Genomic DNA, 15250 nt, shown 5'->3' on the forward strand with positions numbered 1-15250 from the left:
TGTGTCTGATGAGATAAGAGTTCGCTATGAATGAGCGAGCAGATGCGAGAGGGGCGTTATGACCCCACCGGCCTTGGTGATGGCCGAGCGGATGGCGCGCGCCATATCGAGAGCGCCGGGCGTATCGGAATGGACGAGGATGGACTGGACCTCGATATGCAGGATTTCGCCGGTGATGGCGACAAGCGTGCCATCATCGAGAAGACGCATTATGCGCGAGGTGGAGGTGTTTTCGTCCTTGATGACCGAGCCGGGCATGGAGCGCGGTGCCAACTGGCCATTTGGCAGATAGGCGCGATCGGCGAGGAAGAGATTGATCGTCTGCCTGCCAGCGGCGCGGGCGGCGGCCTCGAGCTCGGAGCCCGAGAGGACGAGATAGGCGATATTGGGATCGAAGGCGCTGGTGGCGCGGACCAGGGCCTCGGCCACGGCGCGGTCGGCGCTGGCGAGATTGCCCAGGGCGCCATGAGGATTCATGTGGCTGATCTTTCGGCCATATGGTCGCGCGAGGCCTTCGAGCGCGCCGAGCTGATAGATGACGTGTTTTTCAAGCTCGGGCAGGTCCATCGCCATGTGACGGCGGCCAAAGCCCATACGGTCGGGATAGCCGACATGGGCGCCGATATCGACCCCGGCTGCTTTGGCGAGGCCGATGGTGCGATCCATGATGACGGGATCGCCGGCATGATAGCCGCAGGCGAGATTGGCGGAGGTGATGACGTCCATGATCCCGGCATCATCGGCGATGGTATAGGGGCCAAAACCTTCCCCGAGATCGGAATTGAGATCGATCTTCATGAGGCGCTCTCCTCCAGGGTGAAGACGTGGGCGCCGAAGCCGATGAGGTCGCCGTCCCTGGCGAGCACTTCCGAAAGCGTGCCGGTTGCAGGCGCCACGATGGCGGTCAGGGTGCCACTGGCTTCGAGATAGCCGAGGGCCGTGCCCTTCAGGACATGGTCGCCAGGCTTGAATGCCGTGTTCGGACGTCGGGGGTGGCTGGCGCGGAAGGTGCCGAGGCTCTGGCTGCGGACGGGAACGGGCTTGCTTGAAGCCACAGCTGGCACAGCGCTGCCCAGGCGCATGATGATGCTGGTATCGCCTTGCTGCACTTCGAGCCCGCTGAGCCCTGCTGCCTGCATGCGCTTGAGGAGGTCGTCGAGAAGATCAACTGTGATCATGACTGCCACCCCGAAGCGGCGCGGCGCTGGCGTCCGGCGGAGGCGCGGATATCGGCGATATAGGCATCAAGCTCGGCCTGGGCGGCGAGAGCTGCCGGATAGTCGACCTCGACGAAACGGATAGCTGTGCCGGGCTTGGCCTGGGCAAGGCGCCAGTGATCGGGCTCTATGACCGTACCGAATTTTGGATAGCCGCCCATGGTGGCGGCATCGGCCAATTGAATGATCGGCTGGCCACCCATGGGCACCTGAATGGTGCCGGGCACAACGCCGTGCGAGCGCAGTTCGCTCGTGTCTTTCATGGTCAGGTTCGGGCCCGAAAGCCGATAACCATTGCGATTGCTCTGCGGGGTTACCTGCCAGTCGGCAGTCCAGAAACTGCGTTGGGATTCTGCGGTGAAACGCTCGTATTCGGCGGCCGGCAGGACGCGGGCGGTGACCGGGCCGGGCTCTTGCGTGAACGGCGTGGCGCCAAGCCCGCCGGGCGGTAGGCCGGCGGAGGTGCCGAGGGCTTTCAAGCGATCGCCCTTTTTCAGCATGCGCCCTTCGTGGCCACCAAAGGTTTCGCGCAATTGCGTGCTGCGCGAGCCCAACACTTCGGGGACATCGAAACCGCCAACAACGCAGATATAGGCTCGGCAGCCTTCTCGTATGGCTGAAAGCGTCAGGGTCTGGCCAGCTTTTACCGACAGCGCCCAATCGGGCGGCAGTGGCACGTCGTCGAGCAGCGCTTCGCAATCGGCGCCCGTGATGGCGATGTCGAGGTCTTCCTCGAAGCGCAGCTTGAAGGGTAGGAGGGGGATTTCGATTGCCGCGGCATTGGCGTCATTGCCAAGCAACGCATTGCCGATCGCGAGGGCAAGGCCATCCATGGCACCGGAGCGGCCAACGCCATCGTGATAGTGATCGAAGCGGCCGATATCCTGAATGGTGGCGAGCGGCGTACTGCTGAGGATTTCCATCACACCAGCACCTTTTCGGGATGAAAACGAATGGTATCGCCCGGTGCGAGCAGCGAGGGCGGATCTCGATGCGGATCGAAAAAGACCGCCTTCGCCGAGCCGATCGTGTGCCAGCCGCTGGGGCCGGCCGAGGCCGAAACGCCCGTCTGGTGACCGGCAATCGAGAGCGAGCCGCCGGGGATCGAGAGCAGCGGCACCGAGCGGCGCGGCAGGAAGAGGCGCTGATCGAGCCCGCCAAGATAGCAATAGCCGGCATGACTGCCCACGGCATAAACCGGGTAGGTGGGCGCTGAGTGGATGGCGACGACATCGTCTACGCAAAGGCCGGTCATCTCGGAAACTTCCTGGAGATGCGGGCCGCCTTCACCGCCATAGATGATGGGAATGTCGATGTTGCGTCCATCGACGTCCTTGCTGACGCCCCTGTTCCAAAGCTCGACGAGCTTGCCGCCGAAATCCTGCGGATCGGCCAGTGGCTTATGGAACAGCACCGACAGATTGGTCATGCCGGGCACGGCTTCGCGCACATTGGGCCAGGTGGCGGCGATGTCGGCCATGGCCCAAATGCGGCGCTGATGGTCGAGATCGAAGGCGCCAGGGGCTTCGAAGATGATGGCGGTTAGCCCCAAGAGGCTGAAGCGCGGCACGTCGGTGATGGCCGGAACGGAGTGCATGTTCATGCGACGCGCCTTTCCTTCAACCAGTGTTCGAGGTGATGGATATTGACGCCGCCATTGGCAAAACCCGGTTCGGCAAGCAGTTCGATCTGAAGCGGGATATTGGTGGAAATGCCGCCGATATGGAGGTTTCCCAACGCCTGCCGCATGCGGGTCAGTGCTTCTTCGCGCGTGGCGCCGTGGACGATCAGCTTGGCGATCAGCGAGTCATAGCTCGAAGGAACCGTGTAGCCGGCGCGCAGATGCGTATCGACGCGCACGCCATCCCCCGAGGGCAGGTCAAGCTTGGTGACGAGCCCCGGCGAGGGTAAAAACGTAAACGGGTCTTCGGCATTGATGCGGCATTCGATCGAGTGGCCTGATGTCGCAATGTCCGATTGAGCGAGCTTGAACCGCTCCCCCTGCGCGGCGCGGATCTGCATGGCGACGATATCCACGCCCGTGACGAGTTCGGTAACCGGATGCTCCACCTGCACACGGGTGTTCATTTCAATGAAATAGAACTCGCCGTCCTCGTAGAGAAACTCGAACGTACCGGCGCCGACATAGCCGATCTGGCGGCAGGCATTGGCGCAGCGCTCGCCGATGGCGGCGATGACGGCGCGGTCGATGCCGGGAGCGGGTGCCTCCTCGATGACCTTCTGGTGGCGGCGCTGCATTGAGCAATCGCGATCGCCGAGCCAGAGCGCATTGCCATGGCTGTCGCAGAGCACCTGGATTTCGATATGGCGCGGGTTTTCGAGGAATTTCTCGATGTAGATTTCGGCATTGTTGAAGAAGCGCAGGGCTTCTTCGCGGGTCAGGTCGACAGCATCCTTCAATTCGCGGTCCGAGTGGACGACCCGCATGCCGCGACCGCCGCCGCCGCCAGCCGCCTTGATGATGACGGGATAACCGATTTCGGCGGCAATGCGCGAAACGGTGTCAAAATCCTGGGGCAGGGCGCTGTCGGGGCCAGGCACGCAGGGCACGCCCGCGGCGATCATGGCGCGCTTGGCGGCGACCTTGTCGCCCATGGTACGGATGGCCGTGGCCGATGGGCCAACGAAAGTCAGGCCGGCCGCCGCGATGGCTTCGGAGAAGGCGGCGTTTTCGGAGAGAAAGCCATAGCCGGGGTGAATGGCCCCGGCACCGGTTGCGAGCGCGGCCATGATGATGGCGTCAGCATTGAGATAGGAGCGGCGCGAAGCGGTCGGCCCGATGCAGATGGCTTCATCGGCAGTTTCGAGATAGGGCGCGTCTGCGTCCGCTTCGGAATAGACCGCCACGGTCTTGATGCCGAGTTCGCGGCAGGCGCGCTGGATGCGAACGGCGATTTCCCCGCGATTGGCGATGAGAAGCTTGTCGAACATGATTTTAGTCCAGCCGGATAATGGGTTGGCCGGCAGAAACTTCAGAGCCAGCGGCGACGAGGATGGCCGAGACGGTGCCAGCTTTGTCTGCTTCGATGGGGCTGAAAACCTTCATGGCCTCGATGACGCAAAGGGTCTGGCCGGCCTCGACGCGTGATCCGATCGCTACGAAGGGTTCCGCGCCGGGGGCTGGGGAGAGATGGACGATACCGTAGCTGGGGGCAGTAACCTCAGTGCCGGACACGGGCTGGGTAGCCGCAGGGATGGAAGTAACTTCGGCCTGTCTGCCGCGCACGAGGCGCGTCCTGAAATCGCCTTCAACAATCTCGAGTTCCTGCAGCGGCGAGCGCTGCATCCAGTCGATGATTTTCTGCAGTCTTTCCACGTCCATAGGGGACTCATCCGGTCGGCGGTTCTTCAGGAAAACAGTCGCGCTTCCGCCTTTCGCAGCTGAGAAAATGGCTAACATAGCGGGGGAATGATGGGGTCAGATCGTTGCGCGATGACTGGGACATCATCGCGGTTCCTTATTGCGTAAGACCGAACCCGTTTTGGATGCGGGCCATGGCGCTCGCCTAGATTGACCTCAGGAGCAGTCCGTCACGTGGGCGGGGTGCGCATTGAGGACTTTCGATGACCAGCTTCACTCCCGCCGCGCGGGTTGCGCGCATAAAACCATCGCCCAGCGTGGCCGCTGCGGCCCGCGCCAAGGAATTGCGCGCCGCCGGCTTTGATCTCGTCGACATGACGGTCGGTGAACCCGATTTCGACACGCCCGATGCGATCAAGGAAGTCGGCATCGCCGCCATCCGCAATGGCGATACCAAATACACCCCGGTCAACGGCACGCCGGCCCTGCGGCAGGCCATCCGCGCCCGCATGCTCGATCGCGCAGGCATCAACTATGGCGATGACCAGATTTCGGTCGGCGGTGGCGCCAAGCAGGTGATCTTCGTTGCGCTCATGGCTTCGGTCGACGGCGATGCCGAAGTGATCATTCCGGCGCCCTATTGGGTGTCCTATCCCGATATGGTGCTGGCCAACGAGGGCAAGCCTGTCATCGTTGAATGTCCGGAAAGCGCCGGGTTCAAGCTGACGCCGGAAGCGCTTGAGGCGGCGATTTCCGAAAAGACGCGGTGGCTGATCCTCAACGCGCCATCCAATCCGACCGGTGCCGCCTATTCCGAAGCCGAGCTCAAGGCACTGGCCGCTGTGCTCGACCGCCATCCACATGTCTGGGTTCTCACCGACGAAATCTACGACGAGATCTGGTTCGAGAGCGGCCGCGTTCCAAACATCCTGAAGGTTGCGCCGCAACTGGCGGACCGCACCTTTGTCGTCAATGGTGTCTCGAAGAGCTACGCCATGACCGGCTGGCGCATCGGCTATGGCGTGGGCCCGGCCCCTCTGGTTGGCGCCATCAACAAGCTGCAGTCGCAGATGTCGTCCTGCCCGGCCTCGATGAGCCAGGCAGCCGCTGCTGCTGCCATGGCTGGCGACCAGTCTTCTATTGCCGAGACCGTCGCAGTCTACAAGCAGCGCCGGGATATTGCCGTGGCCGCGATCAACAAGATCGACGGGCTCTCGTGCTCGGTGCCTTCGGGCGCTTTCTACCTCTACCCCAATTGCGCCGGTGTCATCGGCAAGACCACGCCGAAGGGCGCCAAAATCGAGAACGATCTCGATTTCGTCCTCTACCTGCTCGATAGCGGTGTCGCTGCCATCCATGGCGCGGCCTATGGCCTTTCCCCGCATTTCCGCATTTCGACCGCCACCTCGACCGACCTGATCGAGGAAGCCTGCCGCCGCATCGCTGCGGCCGTGGCAGCGCTCAACTAATTCAAGAGGAGACCCAATGGTACACGTCAAAACGAAAATCGACCGTCCCGATCCCGCACTGGTCGCGGAACTGGCAAAATACGGCACGGCAACCATCCACGAAGCTCAGGGGCGTCTTGGCGCGCTCAGCTCGCGCCTGAAGCCGGTGGATCGCTCCATGTCGCTCTGCGGCCCGGCTTTCACCGTCAAATGCGCGCCGCGCGACAATATCATGCTTCAGGTGGCGATTTCCTACGCCAAGGCAGGCGACGTCGTCGTGGTTTCGGCCGGCGAATATGAAGAGGCAGGTTCATTCGGCGACGTGCTCGCCAATGCCTGCCTTGCCAAGGGTATTGCGGGTCTTGTGACCGATACCGGCGTGCGCGACACGGCCGAACTGATCAAGCTTGGCTTTCCGGTGTTTTCGCTCAGCCACTGCATCAAGGGCACGGTCAAGGAGACTATCGGGCAGGTCAACGATCCCGTCATCGTTGGTGGCGAGATCATCTATCCCGGCGACATCATCCGTGGCGATGCCGATGGGCTGGTTGTCGTGCGCCGCGAAAGCGCGGCCTTTGCGGCTGAAAAGTCCAGGGAACGTGAAGCCGCCGAGGCCGGCTATATCGCCGCCTACAAGGCCGGCAAAAGCGTCATCGAAGTCTCCAACCTTGCCGGTGTTCTCGCCGCCAAGGGTCTGACCACCGACGAGTAGTTCTTCCTCTCCTCCCTGACTGAAGGCGCCACTTTCGTGGCGCCTTTTTTTGTTGCCGCATCGGGAACAGAAGAAAGCCCGGGACGATTGTCCCGGGCTCCGCTCGTCCGTCTGATGGGGGACATCAGGAGCCGAGAAGCAGCCTTGGTCCGATGAGAACGATGTCCGGGAACAGCGCCAAAAGAATGGTAAAACCCATCATGATCAGCAGATAGGGCATGGTCACCTTCGCGATATAACCGGTGCTTTTCTTGGTAATGTTCTGGATGACCGCGAAGTTGAAGGCGACGGGTGGTGTAATCTGCGCCATTTCGACGACCAGCACGATGAAGATGCCGAACCAGACCTTGTCGAAGCCGGCCGCCTCGACGATGGGCAGGACCACGGGCAGGGTGGTCGCGATCATCGAGAAGCCTTCGAGCGCGGTTCCGAGGATCAGATAGAGGATCATCAGCACGACGATCAGCATGATCGGCGACAGGTTCCAGCCATTGACCATGCCGGCAACGGCTTCCGGAACACCGAGAATGGCGGTGACATTACCGAGGACCGAGGCGCCAAGGATGATGATGCCCATGACCGAACAGGTCTGGACAGCTCCGAGCGCGATATCCCGCACGGACGTCCAGGTCAGGGCACGCTGGCTGAGCGCCACGATCAGGGCACCAACAACACCAAGCGCGGCGGCTTCCGACGGCGTTGCAAGGCCGCCATACATGGAACCGAGCACGCAGAGGATCAGGAACATTGCGGGCCAAAGATCCTTGAGTGCGGCGAGGCGCTCGCGGAAGGGCATGTGGCGCAGTTCGCGTTCGCCCTCGGGCACCATGTCCTTGTTCATCGACGTGTGGATCATGATCCAGCCGCTGAACACTGCCGCGAGCAAGACACCAGGGATGAAGCCAGCAGTGAAGAGGCGAAGGACCGACTCTTCGGCGAGAACGCCATACATGATCATGACGGTCGATGGGGGGATCAGGAAGCCGAGCGTGCCCGCTCCGGCAAGGCTACCGATAGCGACGTCGGGCGAATAGCCGCGGCGCAGCAGTTCCTTGAGCGTCATGCGACCCACGACCTGCGTGGTCGCAGCCGAGGAACCGGAAATGGCGGCGAAGATCGAGCAACCGATGACGTTGACGTGCAGCAGACGACCGGGGAGCAAGCCAGCCCAGGGAGCGAGGCCGGAAAAGAGGGCCGCCGAGAGCTTGGTGCGGAACAGGAATTCACCCATCAAGACGAAGAGCGGCAGGGCCACCAAGTCCGGCGTCGTCATGATGTTGAAGACATATTGCGGCAGCAGGCGATCCATGGGGATGGACGTAAAGAGCCAACCAAGACCAACGGCGGTAGCGAGGAGGGCAATGCCAATCCACATGCCCACCGACAGAAACCCGAAGAGAAGGCCGAAGAGGCCAGTGAGTACTGCGGCCATGGTCAGCCCTCGATCTGTGTGGCAGCGCCCAGTTCAGGGCGTTCAAGTGGGCTGTTCGCAAGGCTCAGGATGGCGCGAACGACCATCTGCAACGCAAGAACGACGGCGCCAACGCTCAGGGCAACCTGGGGAATCCAGAGCGGGGTGAAACTATCCTGGGAGACTTCACCGCTCAGGAAGGTCCGGTAAGTGAACTGCACCAGTGTCACCGCGAGATACACCGTTATGGCGGCACCCAAGAGGGCGGATAGGATTTCCATGAGGCGGGCGTAGCGACCGTTTTTGGCGCGCAACAGTAGTTCAACGCGGATTTGCTGACCGGCGCGGAGTGTCATACCCGAGCCCAGAAGGAAGGCCCCACCCATGAGATAGGCGCTGTACTCCCAGCCGATACCGATACCCGACGGCAGCGATGGGATGAAGCGGGCTGCCAGGGCCGCGAAGATTTCCGCGAGAATTAGGCCCGTCAGAGCGACAATACAGGCGGCGGCGAGAAAGGCGGCAATGAGCGAGGTCCAGTCCGCGACGCTTTCCAGCGTCGCGGTGAAGCCCTTCGACACGCCATGGGTCGAAGTGTCGATCATCATTGGGTTGCCTTGTACTGCTCTACGATCGGACCGGCATCGGGGACACGGGCCACGAAGTCGGTCTGCAATTGCTGGGCCTTCTCGACCATCTGGGTGCGCAGGTCATCTGGGATGGCGACCAATTCCATGCCGTTTTCCTGCATGGTCTTTATGCTGTCGACATCCCCCTGGCGCGAGACTTCCCAGAATTCGGGTTCGAGTTTTGCGGCGACTTCCTCAATCGCGGTTTGCTGTTCAGGCGTCAGACGATTCCAGGAGTCGAGGTTGATGGTCACCATGTTTGACCCCCACGTGTGGTTGGTCGGATAGATGTACTTCATGAATTCCCAGAACTTTCCGTCGACACCGGAGGTCGCCGAGGTGGCGACACCTTCGACGCGGCCGGAGGCGAGGGCGGGGATCAGTTCGCCCCACGGCATGGCAACGCCAGCCATGCCTATGGCACTGACCACATCCACCGTGTTCTTGTCGGCGCCGCGAACCGGAATGCCATTGAAGTCGTCGATGCTGTCGACCTGGACCTTGAGGTACACATATTGGGCCGGCGAAGGCACGAGATAGAGTATCTTCTGGTTGTTCTCCTCGGCGATCTTCTCAAAGGCCGGGCGGACGAACTCGTGGTAGTTCTTGAGTTCGTCCATCGAAGAGACGAGGAACGGAACGCCTTCGACGCCGAACAGCGGATTAACGCCAACCTGCTGGCTGATATTGATGTCAGCCATGTCGACGAGGCCATCGCGAACCGCGGTCAGTTGGTCGGGGCCCTTGAAGCCGAGCGAACCGCCAGCCTTGACCGAAATGTTGACCTGACCATCGGTTGCGGTGCTGACTTCCTGCGAAAAGCGGGTGGCGTTCTGCACCATGAAGTTGGTCTCGGGGAGAACGTCCGAAAGATTGAGCGTTGTCTGCGCGGAGACCGGAGCCGCTATGGCAAATGCGCCTGCGACACCGAGCGCGGCGACGAGACCTGCTGCCCGTGCATGGGTGAGCATACTGAATTCCTTTCCCTTGGGTCCGTCGGACGAGCTCCCTATGCTCGGTCCGCGAACGGGCATTGCCCTGCCGTCAAGCACGGGAGATCGGCATGCTCACCGAGCGCCGTGTGACGATACGGTCACGCTAATGCGACGTTAACGAAAGGAGGAAATTGCACGTAGGTCTGACGTGATCGGGAATTCTTATATGTTCGGCTCCCGAGCCTATTGGCCCTTTACACCGGCCAAACATAAAATAATCTGATCACAGCCGCCCCAAGCAGAGCTGATCATTATGGATACCCGTCGTCTCCACGCCTTCGTCAAGATCGTCGATATCGGCAGCCTGACCCGTGCAGCGGCCATTCTGCATATCGCCCAGCCGGCCCTCAGTCAGCAGATCGTTGCGCTTGAAACCCATTTTGGCCGCCAGTTGCTCGTGCGATCGAAGCGCGGAGTGATCCCTACCGAAGCGGGCAAAGCGCTCTACCGGCACGCCCAGGTAATGCTGCGCCAGCTAGATCAGGCCCAGATCGACATCGAGAACACCGGCACGCAGATCGCAGGGCAGGTCAACGTCGGCCTTGCGCCATTGAGTACCGCGACCACGCTGGCGCTGCCTCTTTTGAAAGCGGTGCGCGAGAAATATCCTGGAATCGTGCTGCAGATAAACGAAAACATCGGTGGCGTGATCAGCGAGATGATCATGACGGGGAAGATGGATCTCGCGTTTATTTATGATCCCGGTACGATCCGGGGCGTGAAATTTGAGCCGATCCTGACCGAGGACCTGTTTCTCGTGGCGCCCAAGCCGCTATTGGCTGCGGGGAGTGTCGACCGTGCCGAGATAGCGGCGGAAGATGTCGCCCGGCTGGATCTTGTGCTACCGACCAAGATTCACACCGTGCGCCAGCTCGTCGACCTGAACTTTCGTCGCGTCGGCGTCGATGCCCGTGTAATAGCTGAAATCGAGTCCGTGCCAACGATTGCCCGTGCCGTTTGGGCCGGGCTTGGAGCGACCATCCTTCCGTGGTCATCGGCAAATGCGATTGCTTCGGGGCACGACGACGTGGCCGTGCAACGGATCACTTCGCCATCGATGCAGATGAAGGTCTCTCTGTGCACTTCGGACCAGTGGCCGCTTTCCGAGCCGGCCCAGGTGGTGAACGACCTCCTCGCCGACATCGCTCATGCTTACGCTTCCGAACATCAGGCTGATGGCCTCAAGCCCATGGGGCGCAAGGAACGCAAGCGCCAGGCGGCATAGATCATAGGGTTTCCTTATCACCGCATAGGGACATTCTGCTGTTACCAACTTGGCCAGAGCACCGGCAAAGCCGGGCTACGCAAGAGCGAACAGCGAGTTTGGATATGACGAAACCCCACATCCTTCAGATGGGTGCATACCCCGCCTGGGACGTCGAAGTGCTGGAGGAGCGCTTCGTGTTGCACCGCTATTTTGAAGCCCAGGACAAGCAAGCTTTCGTGGCAGAGCATGGTGCCAACATCCGCGGTATTGCCACGCGCGGCGAACTGGGCGCCAGCAAGGAACTCATCGAAGCTCTTCCTTCCCTCGAGGTCATCTCGGTCTACGGCGTTGGTTTCGATGCCGTGAACCTCGATGCCGCCCGTGCCCGCGGCATTCGGGTGACCAATACGCCTGACGTCTTGACCAAGGACGTCGCTGATCTCGCGCTCGCCATGATGCTGGCTTCGTCCCGCGACGTGGTCGGGGCCTCGGCCTGGGTACGTTCAGGCAATTGGGCGGGGCAGGGCAACTACCCGCTCCAACGGCGAGCTTTCGGCAAGCGCGCCGGTGTGTTGGGCCTTGGGAGGATTGGCTTCGAGGTCGCAAAACGTCTCGCAGGTTTCGACATGGACATCGCCTATTGCGACGTCTCTGCCAAAGACTTTGCTGGCGACTGGCAGTTCATCGACAACGCCAGGGGTCTCGCCGCACGCTCGGACTTTCTCTTCGTGACGCTGACGGGTGGCGCTGCTACCCGCCATGTGGTCAATCGCGAAGTGATCGATGCGCTCGGCCCCGAGGGAATGTTGATAAACGTTTCGCGCGCCTCCAATATCGACGAGGACGCTCTGCTTTCCGCCCTTGAAGAGCGTCGTCTCGGTTGGGCTGCGCTCGACGTTTTCGAGGGTGAGCCGCGCATTAATCCGCGCTTCCTTGCGCTCGACAACGTTCTGCTTCAGCCTCACCAAGCTTCGGGCACCGTCGAGACACGCAAGGCAATGGGCAAACTCGTGCATGATAACCTGGTCGCTCATTTTGATGGCGCCCCGCTTTTGACCCCGGTGATCTGATGACCATTACGCGCTCAATCGTCATTCATGGTGCCAAGGATCTTCGGATCGAAGAGGGCGAAGCGGAGACCTGCGGTCCCGGCCAGGTTCTGGTGCGGATCGAACGGGGGGGTATTTGTGGATCCGACCTGCATTACTTCAACCATGGTGGCTTTGGCGCTGTGCGTCTGCGCGAGCCTATGGTGCTGGGCCATGAAGTCTCTGGACGCATCGAAGCGCTTGGAGAAGGCGTTGACAACCTCCGCGTCGGGGACCTCGTGGCCGTTAGCCCATCACGTCCCTGCCGATCATGCCCGTACTGTCTTGAGGGCAAACCGAACCACTGCCTCAACATGCGCTTCTATGGCTCGGCCATGCCTTTCCCGCACATCCAGGGAGCGTTCCGCGAGCTGCTGGTTGCAGACGCCAGTCAATGCATCGTCGCAAACGGCCTGAGCGCGGGCGAGGCGGCAATGGCAGAACCGCTCGCCGTTTGCCTCCATGCCGTGCGCCAGGCCGGCGAAGTTCTGGGCAAGCGCATACTGGTTACCGGCAGCGGGCCGATAGGCGTACTCTGCGTCCTTGCAGCTCGCCGTGCTGGCGCTGCCGAGATCGTGGTCACTGACATTACCGACCAGACGCTGGCACATGCGCGAACCGCCGGTGCAGACCGAACGATAAATACCGCGACGGAAACGGACGCCATGACCGCGTACGGCGCCAACAAAGGCTATTTCGACGTTCACCTCGAATGTTCGGGAGCCCCGGCGGCGCTGGCGAGCGGCATCGCCGCCTTGCGGCCCAAGGGCGTTCTGGTGCAACTCGGCATGGGCGGCGACATGAATGTTCCGATGCAGGCGATTACGGTCAAGGAACTCAACCTCCGAGGTTCCTTCCGCTTCCACGAGGAGTTCGCTACGGCCGTGTCGCTGATGCGGGGTGGGTTGATCGAGGTAAAGCCGTTGATCACTCATTCGGTGCCGCTCGAACAGGCGGCTAGTGGCTTCTATCTCGCCTCCGACCGTCAGCTGGCGATGAAGGTACAGATCGAAATGGCTTGAGCTCACGATTGGTTTGATACGAAAAAGGCCCCGCCTCGGCGGGGCCTTTTTGCTCGTCGTGCCGTCTACCAGGTTTCTCCGGCAGTCAACAGATCCACCCGCCACCGGCAGATGGTGTCGGTGATATCGGCAAGCGGGGCTTCACCATCGACAACAAGCACGTCGGCCTCGCCTTTCGGTCTTTCCAGCGTGCGTAACTGGCTGTCGAGAAGCGAGGGGGGCATGTAGTGGCCCTTGCGCTCACCCATGCGGGTTTCGAGCACCTCGCGGCGCAGGTCGAGCATGGCGAAGCGCAGGTGCGGTCCCGCGGCGACACGCAGACGATCTCGATAGGCCAGTTTGAGAGCGGAACAACTGACAACGGCGCCTCGACCCGAGGCAGCTGCAGCGGCGACAGCTTCGCCGATCCGGTCCAGCCACGGAAGGCGATCGGCATCATCGAGGGGAATGCCTGCGGCCATTTTGGCAACACTGACCTCCGAATGCAGCGTATCGCCTTCGATAAACGGCACACCCCATGTTTCCGCCAGCATGCGACCGACGGTCGACTTGCCGGACCCACTCACGCCCATGACGATGAATTGGGTGGACATGGCTAGAGTGACGCCGTGATGCCGCCATCCACAAACAGTGTATGGCCATTGATAAAGCTGGATGCGTCTGAAGCAAGGAAGACGGCTGCGCCGACCAGTTCTTCGACATTGCCCCAGCGGCCTGCGGGGGTGCGTTTTTCGAGCCAGGCGGAGAATTCGGGATTGTCCACGAGCGCCTGGTTCAAGGGGGTTTTGAAGTAACCCGGCGCGATAGCGTTGATCTGCAGACCGTATTTGGCCCAGTCGGTACACATGCCGCGGGTGAGATTCCGTACCGCGCCCTTGGTTGCCGTATAAGGCGCGATGCCGGGACGGGCCAGTTCGGCCTGCACCGAAGCGATATTGATGATCTTGCCTCGGCCGCGGCTAATCATGTGCCGCGCCACGGCCTGCCCGGCGTAGAAGACACTCGACACATTGGTTGTCAGCAACTGTTCCCACCTGTCGGCAGGAAAGTCCTCGAGCGGGCTCCGAAACTGCATTCCGGCGTTATTGATGAGGACTTCGATGGGGCCGAGGCTCTTTTCGACGCGTTCGACGCCGGAAACGACCGCCTCGTGCGAGGTTACGTCAAATGGAGCGCCCTCGACGTCAAGCCCTTGGTTTCGTAGATCGCGCGATGCTGCCTCGAGTTTGTCCGCGTCGCGTCCGTTGAGTACCACACGCGCGCCGTGTTCCGCCATGCCCTTGGCCAGCGCGAAGCCGATGCCCTGGCTTGAACCGGTAATCAGGCAAAGCCGGCCCCTGAGGTCAAAAAGGGTAGATGTCATGGAAATGCAGTCCTGAAAGCGTGCGATTGAATTACCGAGGAGCGAACCTTCTTCGCTGGACCTGCACTATGAAGTCGGGGCGGGGGTGAGGCAAAGACGATGTGATGCTGATGAAATAGCCAATCGCGATGACGGCAGCGGCAGGTCGATGGGCTAGCCCTTGGAACGGTCTCGACCCTTCACAACCCCAAGGAAAGTCGCCATGAGCAACTCCGTGTTGGCCTCGCGTTTCGTTACCTCATCCCACCCCGCGCTCACCGTCGCCCGCACGGCGGCATTTCTCGTAGCCGGGAGTGCCCTCATCACGCTGGCCGCGAAGGTGAGCGTACCGGTCTGGCCGGTGCCGGTTACGCTTCAGACCCTGGCAGTGGCGTTTCTGTCCGCTATTGCGGGCCGAAAGCTGGGCGTCGCTATTGTGCTGACCTATCTGGCGCAAGGCATGGCGGGCTTGCCAGTCTTCGCGAGCGGCGGCGGCATGGCCTATTTCGCAGGCCCCACTACAGGCTTCCTGATCGCCTATCTGCCAATGGCCTACATCATCGGCTGGGCTGCGGACCTAGGCGCGGCACGTCGCCCCGTGCTAATGCTCACGACGATGCTGTTTGCCGACGCACTTCTGATGACCATCGGTTTTGTCTGGCTGCTCAGCATGGCCGGTGCCGCATCTTGGATTGACAGCTCCAATCCCGTTCAGTCTGCGTGGCAGGGCGCCGTCGAGCCATTCATTGTTTGGGATACCCTCAAAATGGGTCTGGCCGCAGCTCTCGCTTGGGTCTGCAGCCAAGCTTCGCGGCGCGGACGAGACTAGACGTCATTTCGCTGCCCGTCCGGTGCAA

At 61.4% G+C, this 15250-nt stretch carries 17 protein-coding genes; 6 read left to right on the top strand and 11 right to left on the bottom strand.

The features are described from left to right. Window positions 1–24: 24 nt before the first annotated feature. Genes ACSQ2A_RS03240 through ACSQ2A_RS03265 form a run of 6 tightly spaced genes read right to left on the bottom strand, consistent with a single transcriptional unit; the run spans window position 25 to window position 4560 of the window. Complete coding sequence (locus ACSQ2A_RS03240) at window positions 25–798, bottom strand: LamB/YcsF family protein (RefSeq protein ID WP_436071052.1); 774 nt, start codon at window positions 796–798, stop codon at window positions 25–27. Beyond that, window positions 795–1178 carry an acetyl-CoA carboxylase biotin carboxyl carrier protein gene (locus ACSQ2A_RS03245; RefSeq protein ID WP_436071053.1) on the bottom strand — a complete coding sequence of 128 codons (384 nt, stop codon included), beginning with the start codon at window positions 1176–1178 and terminating at the stop codon, window positions 795–797. Before ACSQ2A_RS03245 ends, ACSQ2A_RS03240 begins: the two co-directional genes overlap by 4 nt. Next, window positions 1175–2140, bottom strand: a complete 966-nt coding sequence (locus tag ACSQ2A_RS03250; protein WP_436071054.1) for a biotin-dependent carboxyltransferase family protein — start codon at window positions 2138–2140, stop codon at window positions 1175–1177. Before ACSQ2A_RS03250 ends, ACSQ2A_RS03245 begins: the two co-directional genes overlap by 4 nt. Next, window positions 2140–2820: a 5-oxoprolinase subunit PxpB gene (gene pxpB, locus ACSQ2A_RS03255; RefSeq protein ID WP_436071055.1), complete on the bottom strand. Its 681-nt coding sequence runs from the start codon at window positions 2818–2820 to the stop codon at window positions 2140–2142. The genes ACSQ2A_RS03250 and pxpB overlap by 1 nt, the downstream gene beginning before the upstream one ends. After that, window positions 2817–4169 carry an acetyl-CoA carboxylase biotin carboxylase subunit gene (accC, locus tag ACSQ2A_RS03260; RefSeq protein WP_436071056.1) on the bottom strand — a complete coding sequence of 451 codons (1353 nt, stop codon included), beginning with the start codon at window positions 4167–4169 and terminating at the stop codon, window positions 2817–2819. Before accC ends, pxpB begins: the two co-directional genes overlap by 4 nt. Window positions 4170–4173: 4 nt before the next feature. After that, window positions 4174–4560 (bottom strand): acetyl-CoA carboxylase biotin carboxyl carrier protein, encoded by a 387-nt coding sequence (locus ACSQ2A_RS03265; protein ID WP_436071057.1) that lies wholly within the window; start codon window positions 4558–4560, stop codon window positions 4174–4176. Window positions 4561–4802: 242 nt separating this feature from the next. Here ACSQ2A_RS03265 and ACSQ2A_RS03270 point away from each other — a divergent pair, with 242 nt between their 5' ends. Beyond that, window positions 4803–6008 (top strand): aspartate transaminase, encoded by a 1206-nt coding sequence (locus ACSQ2A_RS03270; RefSeq protein ID WP_436071058.1) that lies wholly within the window; start codon window positions 4803–4805, stop codon window positions 6006–6008. A gap of 16 nt (window positions 6009–6024) precedes the next feature. Continuing rightward, window positions 6025–6699 (top strand): 4-carboxy-4-hydroxy-2-oxoadipate aldolase/oxaloacetate decarboxylase, encoded by a 675-nt coding sequence (locus ACSQ2A_RS03275; protein ID WP_436071059.1) that lies wholly within the window; start codon window positions 6025–6027, stop codon window positions 6697–6699. Between the two features lie 124 nt (window positions 6700–6823). On the opposite strand, the gene ACSQ2A_RS03280 is transcribed toward ACSQ2A_RS03275, so the two are convergent. The 3 genes from ACSQ2A_RS03280 to ACSQ2A_RS03290 are packed head-to-tail and all read right to left on the bottom strand — an operon-like array spanning window position 6824 to window position 9710. Further along, window positions 6824–8131: a TRAP transporter large permease gene (locus ACSQ2A_RS03280; RefSeq protein ID WP_436071060.1), complete on the bottom strand. Its 1308-nt coding sequence runs from the start codon at window positions 8129–8131 to the stop codon at window positions 6824–6826. 2 nt (window positions 8132–8133) lie between these two features. Continuing rightward, on the bottom strand, window positions 8134–8718 hold the full coding sequence (locus tag ACSQ2A_RS03285) for a TRAP transporter small permease subunit (protein ID WP_295411316.1): 585 nt from the start codon (window positions 8716–8718) through the stop codon (window positions 8134–8136). Beyond that, complete coding sequence (locus ACSQ2A_RS03290; RefSeq protein WP_295411317.1) at window positions 8715–9710, bottom strand: TRAP transporter substrate-binding protein; 996 nt, start codon at window positions 9708–9710, stop codon at window positions 8715–8717. Before ACSQ2A_RS03290 ends, ACSQ2A_RS03285 begins: the two co-directional genes overlap by 4 nt. A 277-nt stretch (window positions 9711–9987) precedes the next feature. On the opposite strand from ACSQ2A_RS03290, the gene nac reads away from it, so the two are divergent. From nac to ACSQ2A_RS03305, 3 genes are all read left to right on the top strand, one after another. Then, window positions 9988–10959 (top strand): nitrogen assimilation transcriptional regulator NAC, encoded by a 972-nt coding sequence (gene nac / locus ACSQ2A_RS03295; protein WP_295411318.1) that lies wholly within the window; start codon window positions 9988–9990, stop codon window positions 10957–10959. Window positions 10960–11063: 104 nt separating this feature from the next. After that, the gene (locus tag ACSQ2A_RS03300; RefSeq protein WP_436071061.1) at window positions 11064–12011 is read left to right on the top strand and encodes a 2-hydroxyacid dehydrogenase; all 948 of its coding nucleotides are present in this window, start codon (window positions 11064–11066) and stop codon (window positions 12009–12011) included. Then, on the top strand, window positions 12011–13051 hold the full coding sequence (locus tag ACSQ2A_RS03305; RefSeq protein ID WP_436071062.1) for an L-idonate 5-dehydrogenase: 1041 nt from the start codon (window positions 12011–12013) through the stop codon (window positions 13049–13051). Before ACSQ2A_RS03300 ends, ACSQ2A_RS03305 begins: the two co-directional genes overlap by 1 nt. Before the next feature lie 65 nt (window positions 13052–13116). Here ACSQ2A_RS03305 and ACSQ2A_RS03310 read toward each other — a convergent pair whose 3' ends face one another. Together ACSQ2A_RS03310 and ACSQ2A_RS03315 are read right to left on the bottom strand one after the other, a co-directional pair. After that, window positions 13117–13644 carry a gluconokinase gene (locus tag ACSQ2A_RS03310; protein WP_295411322.1) on the bottom strand — a complete coding sequence of 176 codons (528 nt, stop codon included), beginning with the start codon at window positions 13642–13644 and terminating at the stop codon, window positions 13117–13119. Window positions 13645–13646: 2 nt separating this feature from the next. Continuing rightward, complete coding sequence (locus tag ACSQ2A_RS03315) at window positions 13647–14414, bottom strand: SDR family oxidoreductase (RefSeq protein ID WP_436071063.1); 768 nt, start codon at window positions 14412–14414, stop codon at window positions 13647–13649. 202 nt (window positions 14415–14616) lie between these two features. On the opposite strand from ACSQ2A_RS03315, the gene ACSQ2A_RS03320 reads away from it, so the two are divergent. After that, window positions 14617–15222 carry a biotin transporter BioY gene (locus ACSQ2A_RS03320; protein WP_436071064.1) on the top strand — a complete coding sequence of 202 codons (606 nt, stop codon included), beginning with the start codon at window positions 14617–14619 and terminating at the stop codon, window positions 15220–15222. The last annotated feature ends 28 nt before the right edge of the window (window positions 15223–15250 follow it).

Origin of the sequence: Devosia sp. LjRoot3, assembly GCF_964252865.1 — a bacterium.
Taxonomy (GTDB): Bacteria; Pseudomonadota; Alphaproteobacteria; order Rhizobiales; family Devosiaceae; genus Devosia.

Bases quoted from the DNA above. Each gene is read 5' to 3' on its own strand.
- ACSQ2A_RS03240 (WP_436071052.1), bottom strand. From the start codon at position 798: ATGAAGATCGATCTCAATTCCGATCTCGGGGAAGGTTTTGGCCCCTAT.
- ACSQ2A_RS03245 (WP_436071053.1), bottom strand. From the start codon at position 1,178: ATGATCACAGTTGATCTTCTCGACGACCTCCTCAAGCGCATGCAGGCA.
- ACSQ2A_RS03250 (WP_436071054.1), bottom strand. From the start codon at position 2,140: ATGGAAATCCTCAGCAGTACGCCGCTCGCCACCATTCAGGATATCGGC.
- pxpB (WP_436071055.1), bottom strand. From the start codon at position 2,820: ATGAACATGCACTCCGTTCCGGCCATCACCGACGTGCCGCGCTTCAGC.
- accC (WP_436071056.1), bottom strand. From the start codon at position 4,169: ATGTTCGACAAGCTTCTCATCGCCAATCGCGGGGAAATCGCCGTTCGC.
- ACSQ2A_RS03265 (WP_436071057.1), bottom strand. From the start codon at position 4,560: ATGGACGTGGAAAGACTGCAGAAAATCATCGACTGGATGCAGCGCTCG.
- ACSQ2A_RS03270 (WP_436071058.1), top strand. From the start codon at position 4,803: ATGACCAGCTTCACTCCCGCCGCGCGGGTTGCGCGCATAAAACCATCG.
- ACSQ2A_RS03275 (WP_436071059.1), top strand. From the start codon at position 6,025: ATGGTACACGTCAAAACGAAAATCGACCGTCCCGATCCCGCACTGGTC.
- ACSQ2A_RS03280 (WP_436071060.1), bottom strand. From the start codon at position 8,131: ATGGCCGCAGTACTCACTGGCCTCTTCGGCCTTCTCTTCGGGTTTCTG.
- ACSQ2A_RS03285 (WP_295411316.1), bottom strand. From the start codon at position 8,718: ATGATGATCGACACTTCGACCCATGGCGTGTCGAAGGGCTTCACCGCG.
- ACSQ2A_RS03290 (WP_295411317.1), bottom strand. From the start codon at position 9,710: ATGCTCACCCATGCACGGGCAGCAGGTCTCGTCGCCGCGCTCGGTGTC.
- nac (WP_295411318.1), top strand. From the start codon at position 9,988: ATGGATACCCGTCGTCTCCACGCCTTCGTCAAGATCGTCGATATCGGC.
- ACSQ2A_RS03300 (WP_436071061.1), top strand. From the start codon at position 11,064: ATGACGAAACCCCACATCCTTCAGATGGGTGCATACCCCGCCTGGGAC.
- ACSQ2A_RS03305 (WP_436071062.1), top strand. From the start codon at position 12,011: ATGACCATTACGCGCTCAATCGTCATTCATGGTGCCAAGGATCTTCGG.
- ACSQ2A_RS03310 (WP_295411322.1), bottom strand. From the start codon at position 13,644: ATGTCCACCCAATTCATCGTCATGGGCGTGAGTGGGTCCGGCAAGTCG.
- ACSQ2A_RS03315 (WP_436071063.1), bottom strand. From the start codon at position 14,414: ATGACATCTACCCTTTTTGACCTCAGGGGCCGGCTTTGCCTGATTACC.
- ACSQ2A_RS03320 (WP_436071064.1), top strand. From the start codon at position 14,617: ATGAGCAACTCCGTGTTGGCCTCGCGTTTCGTTACCTCATCCCACCCC.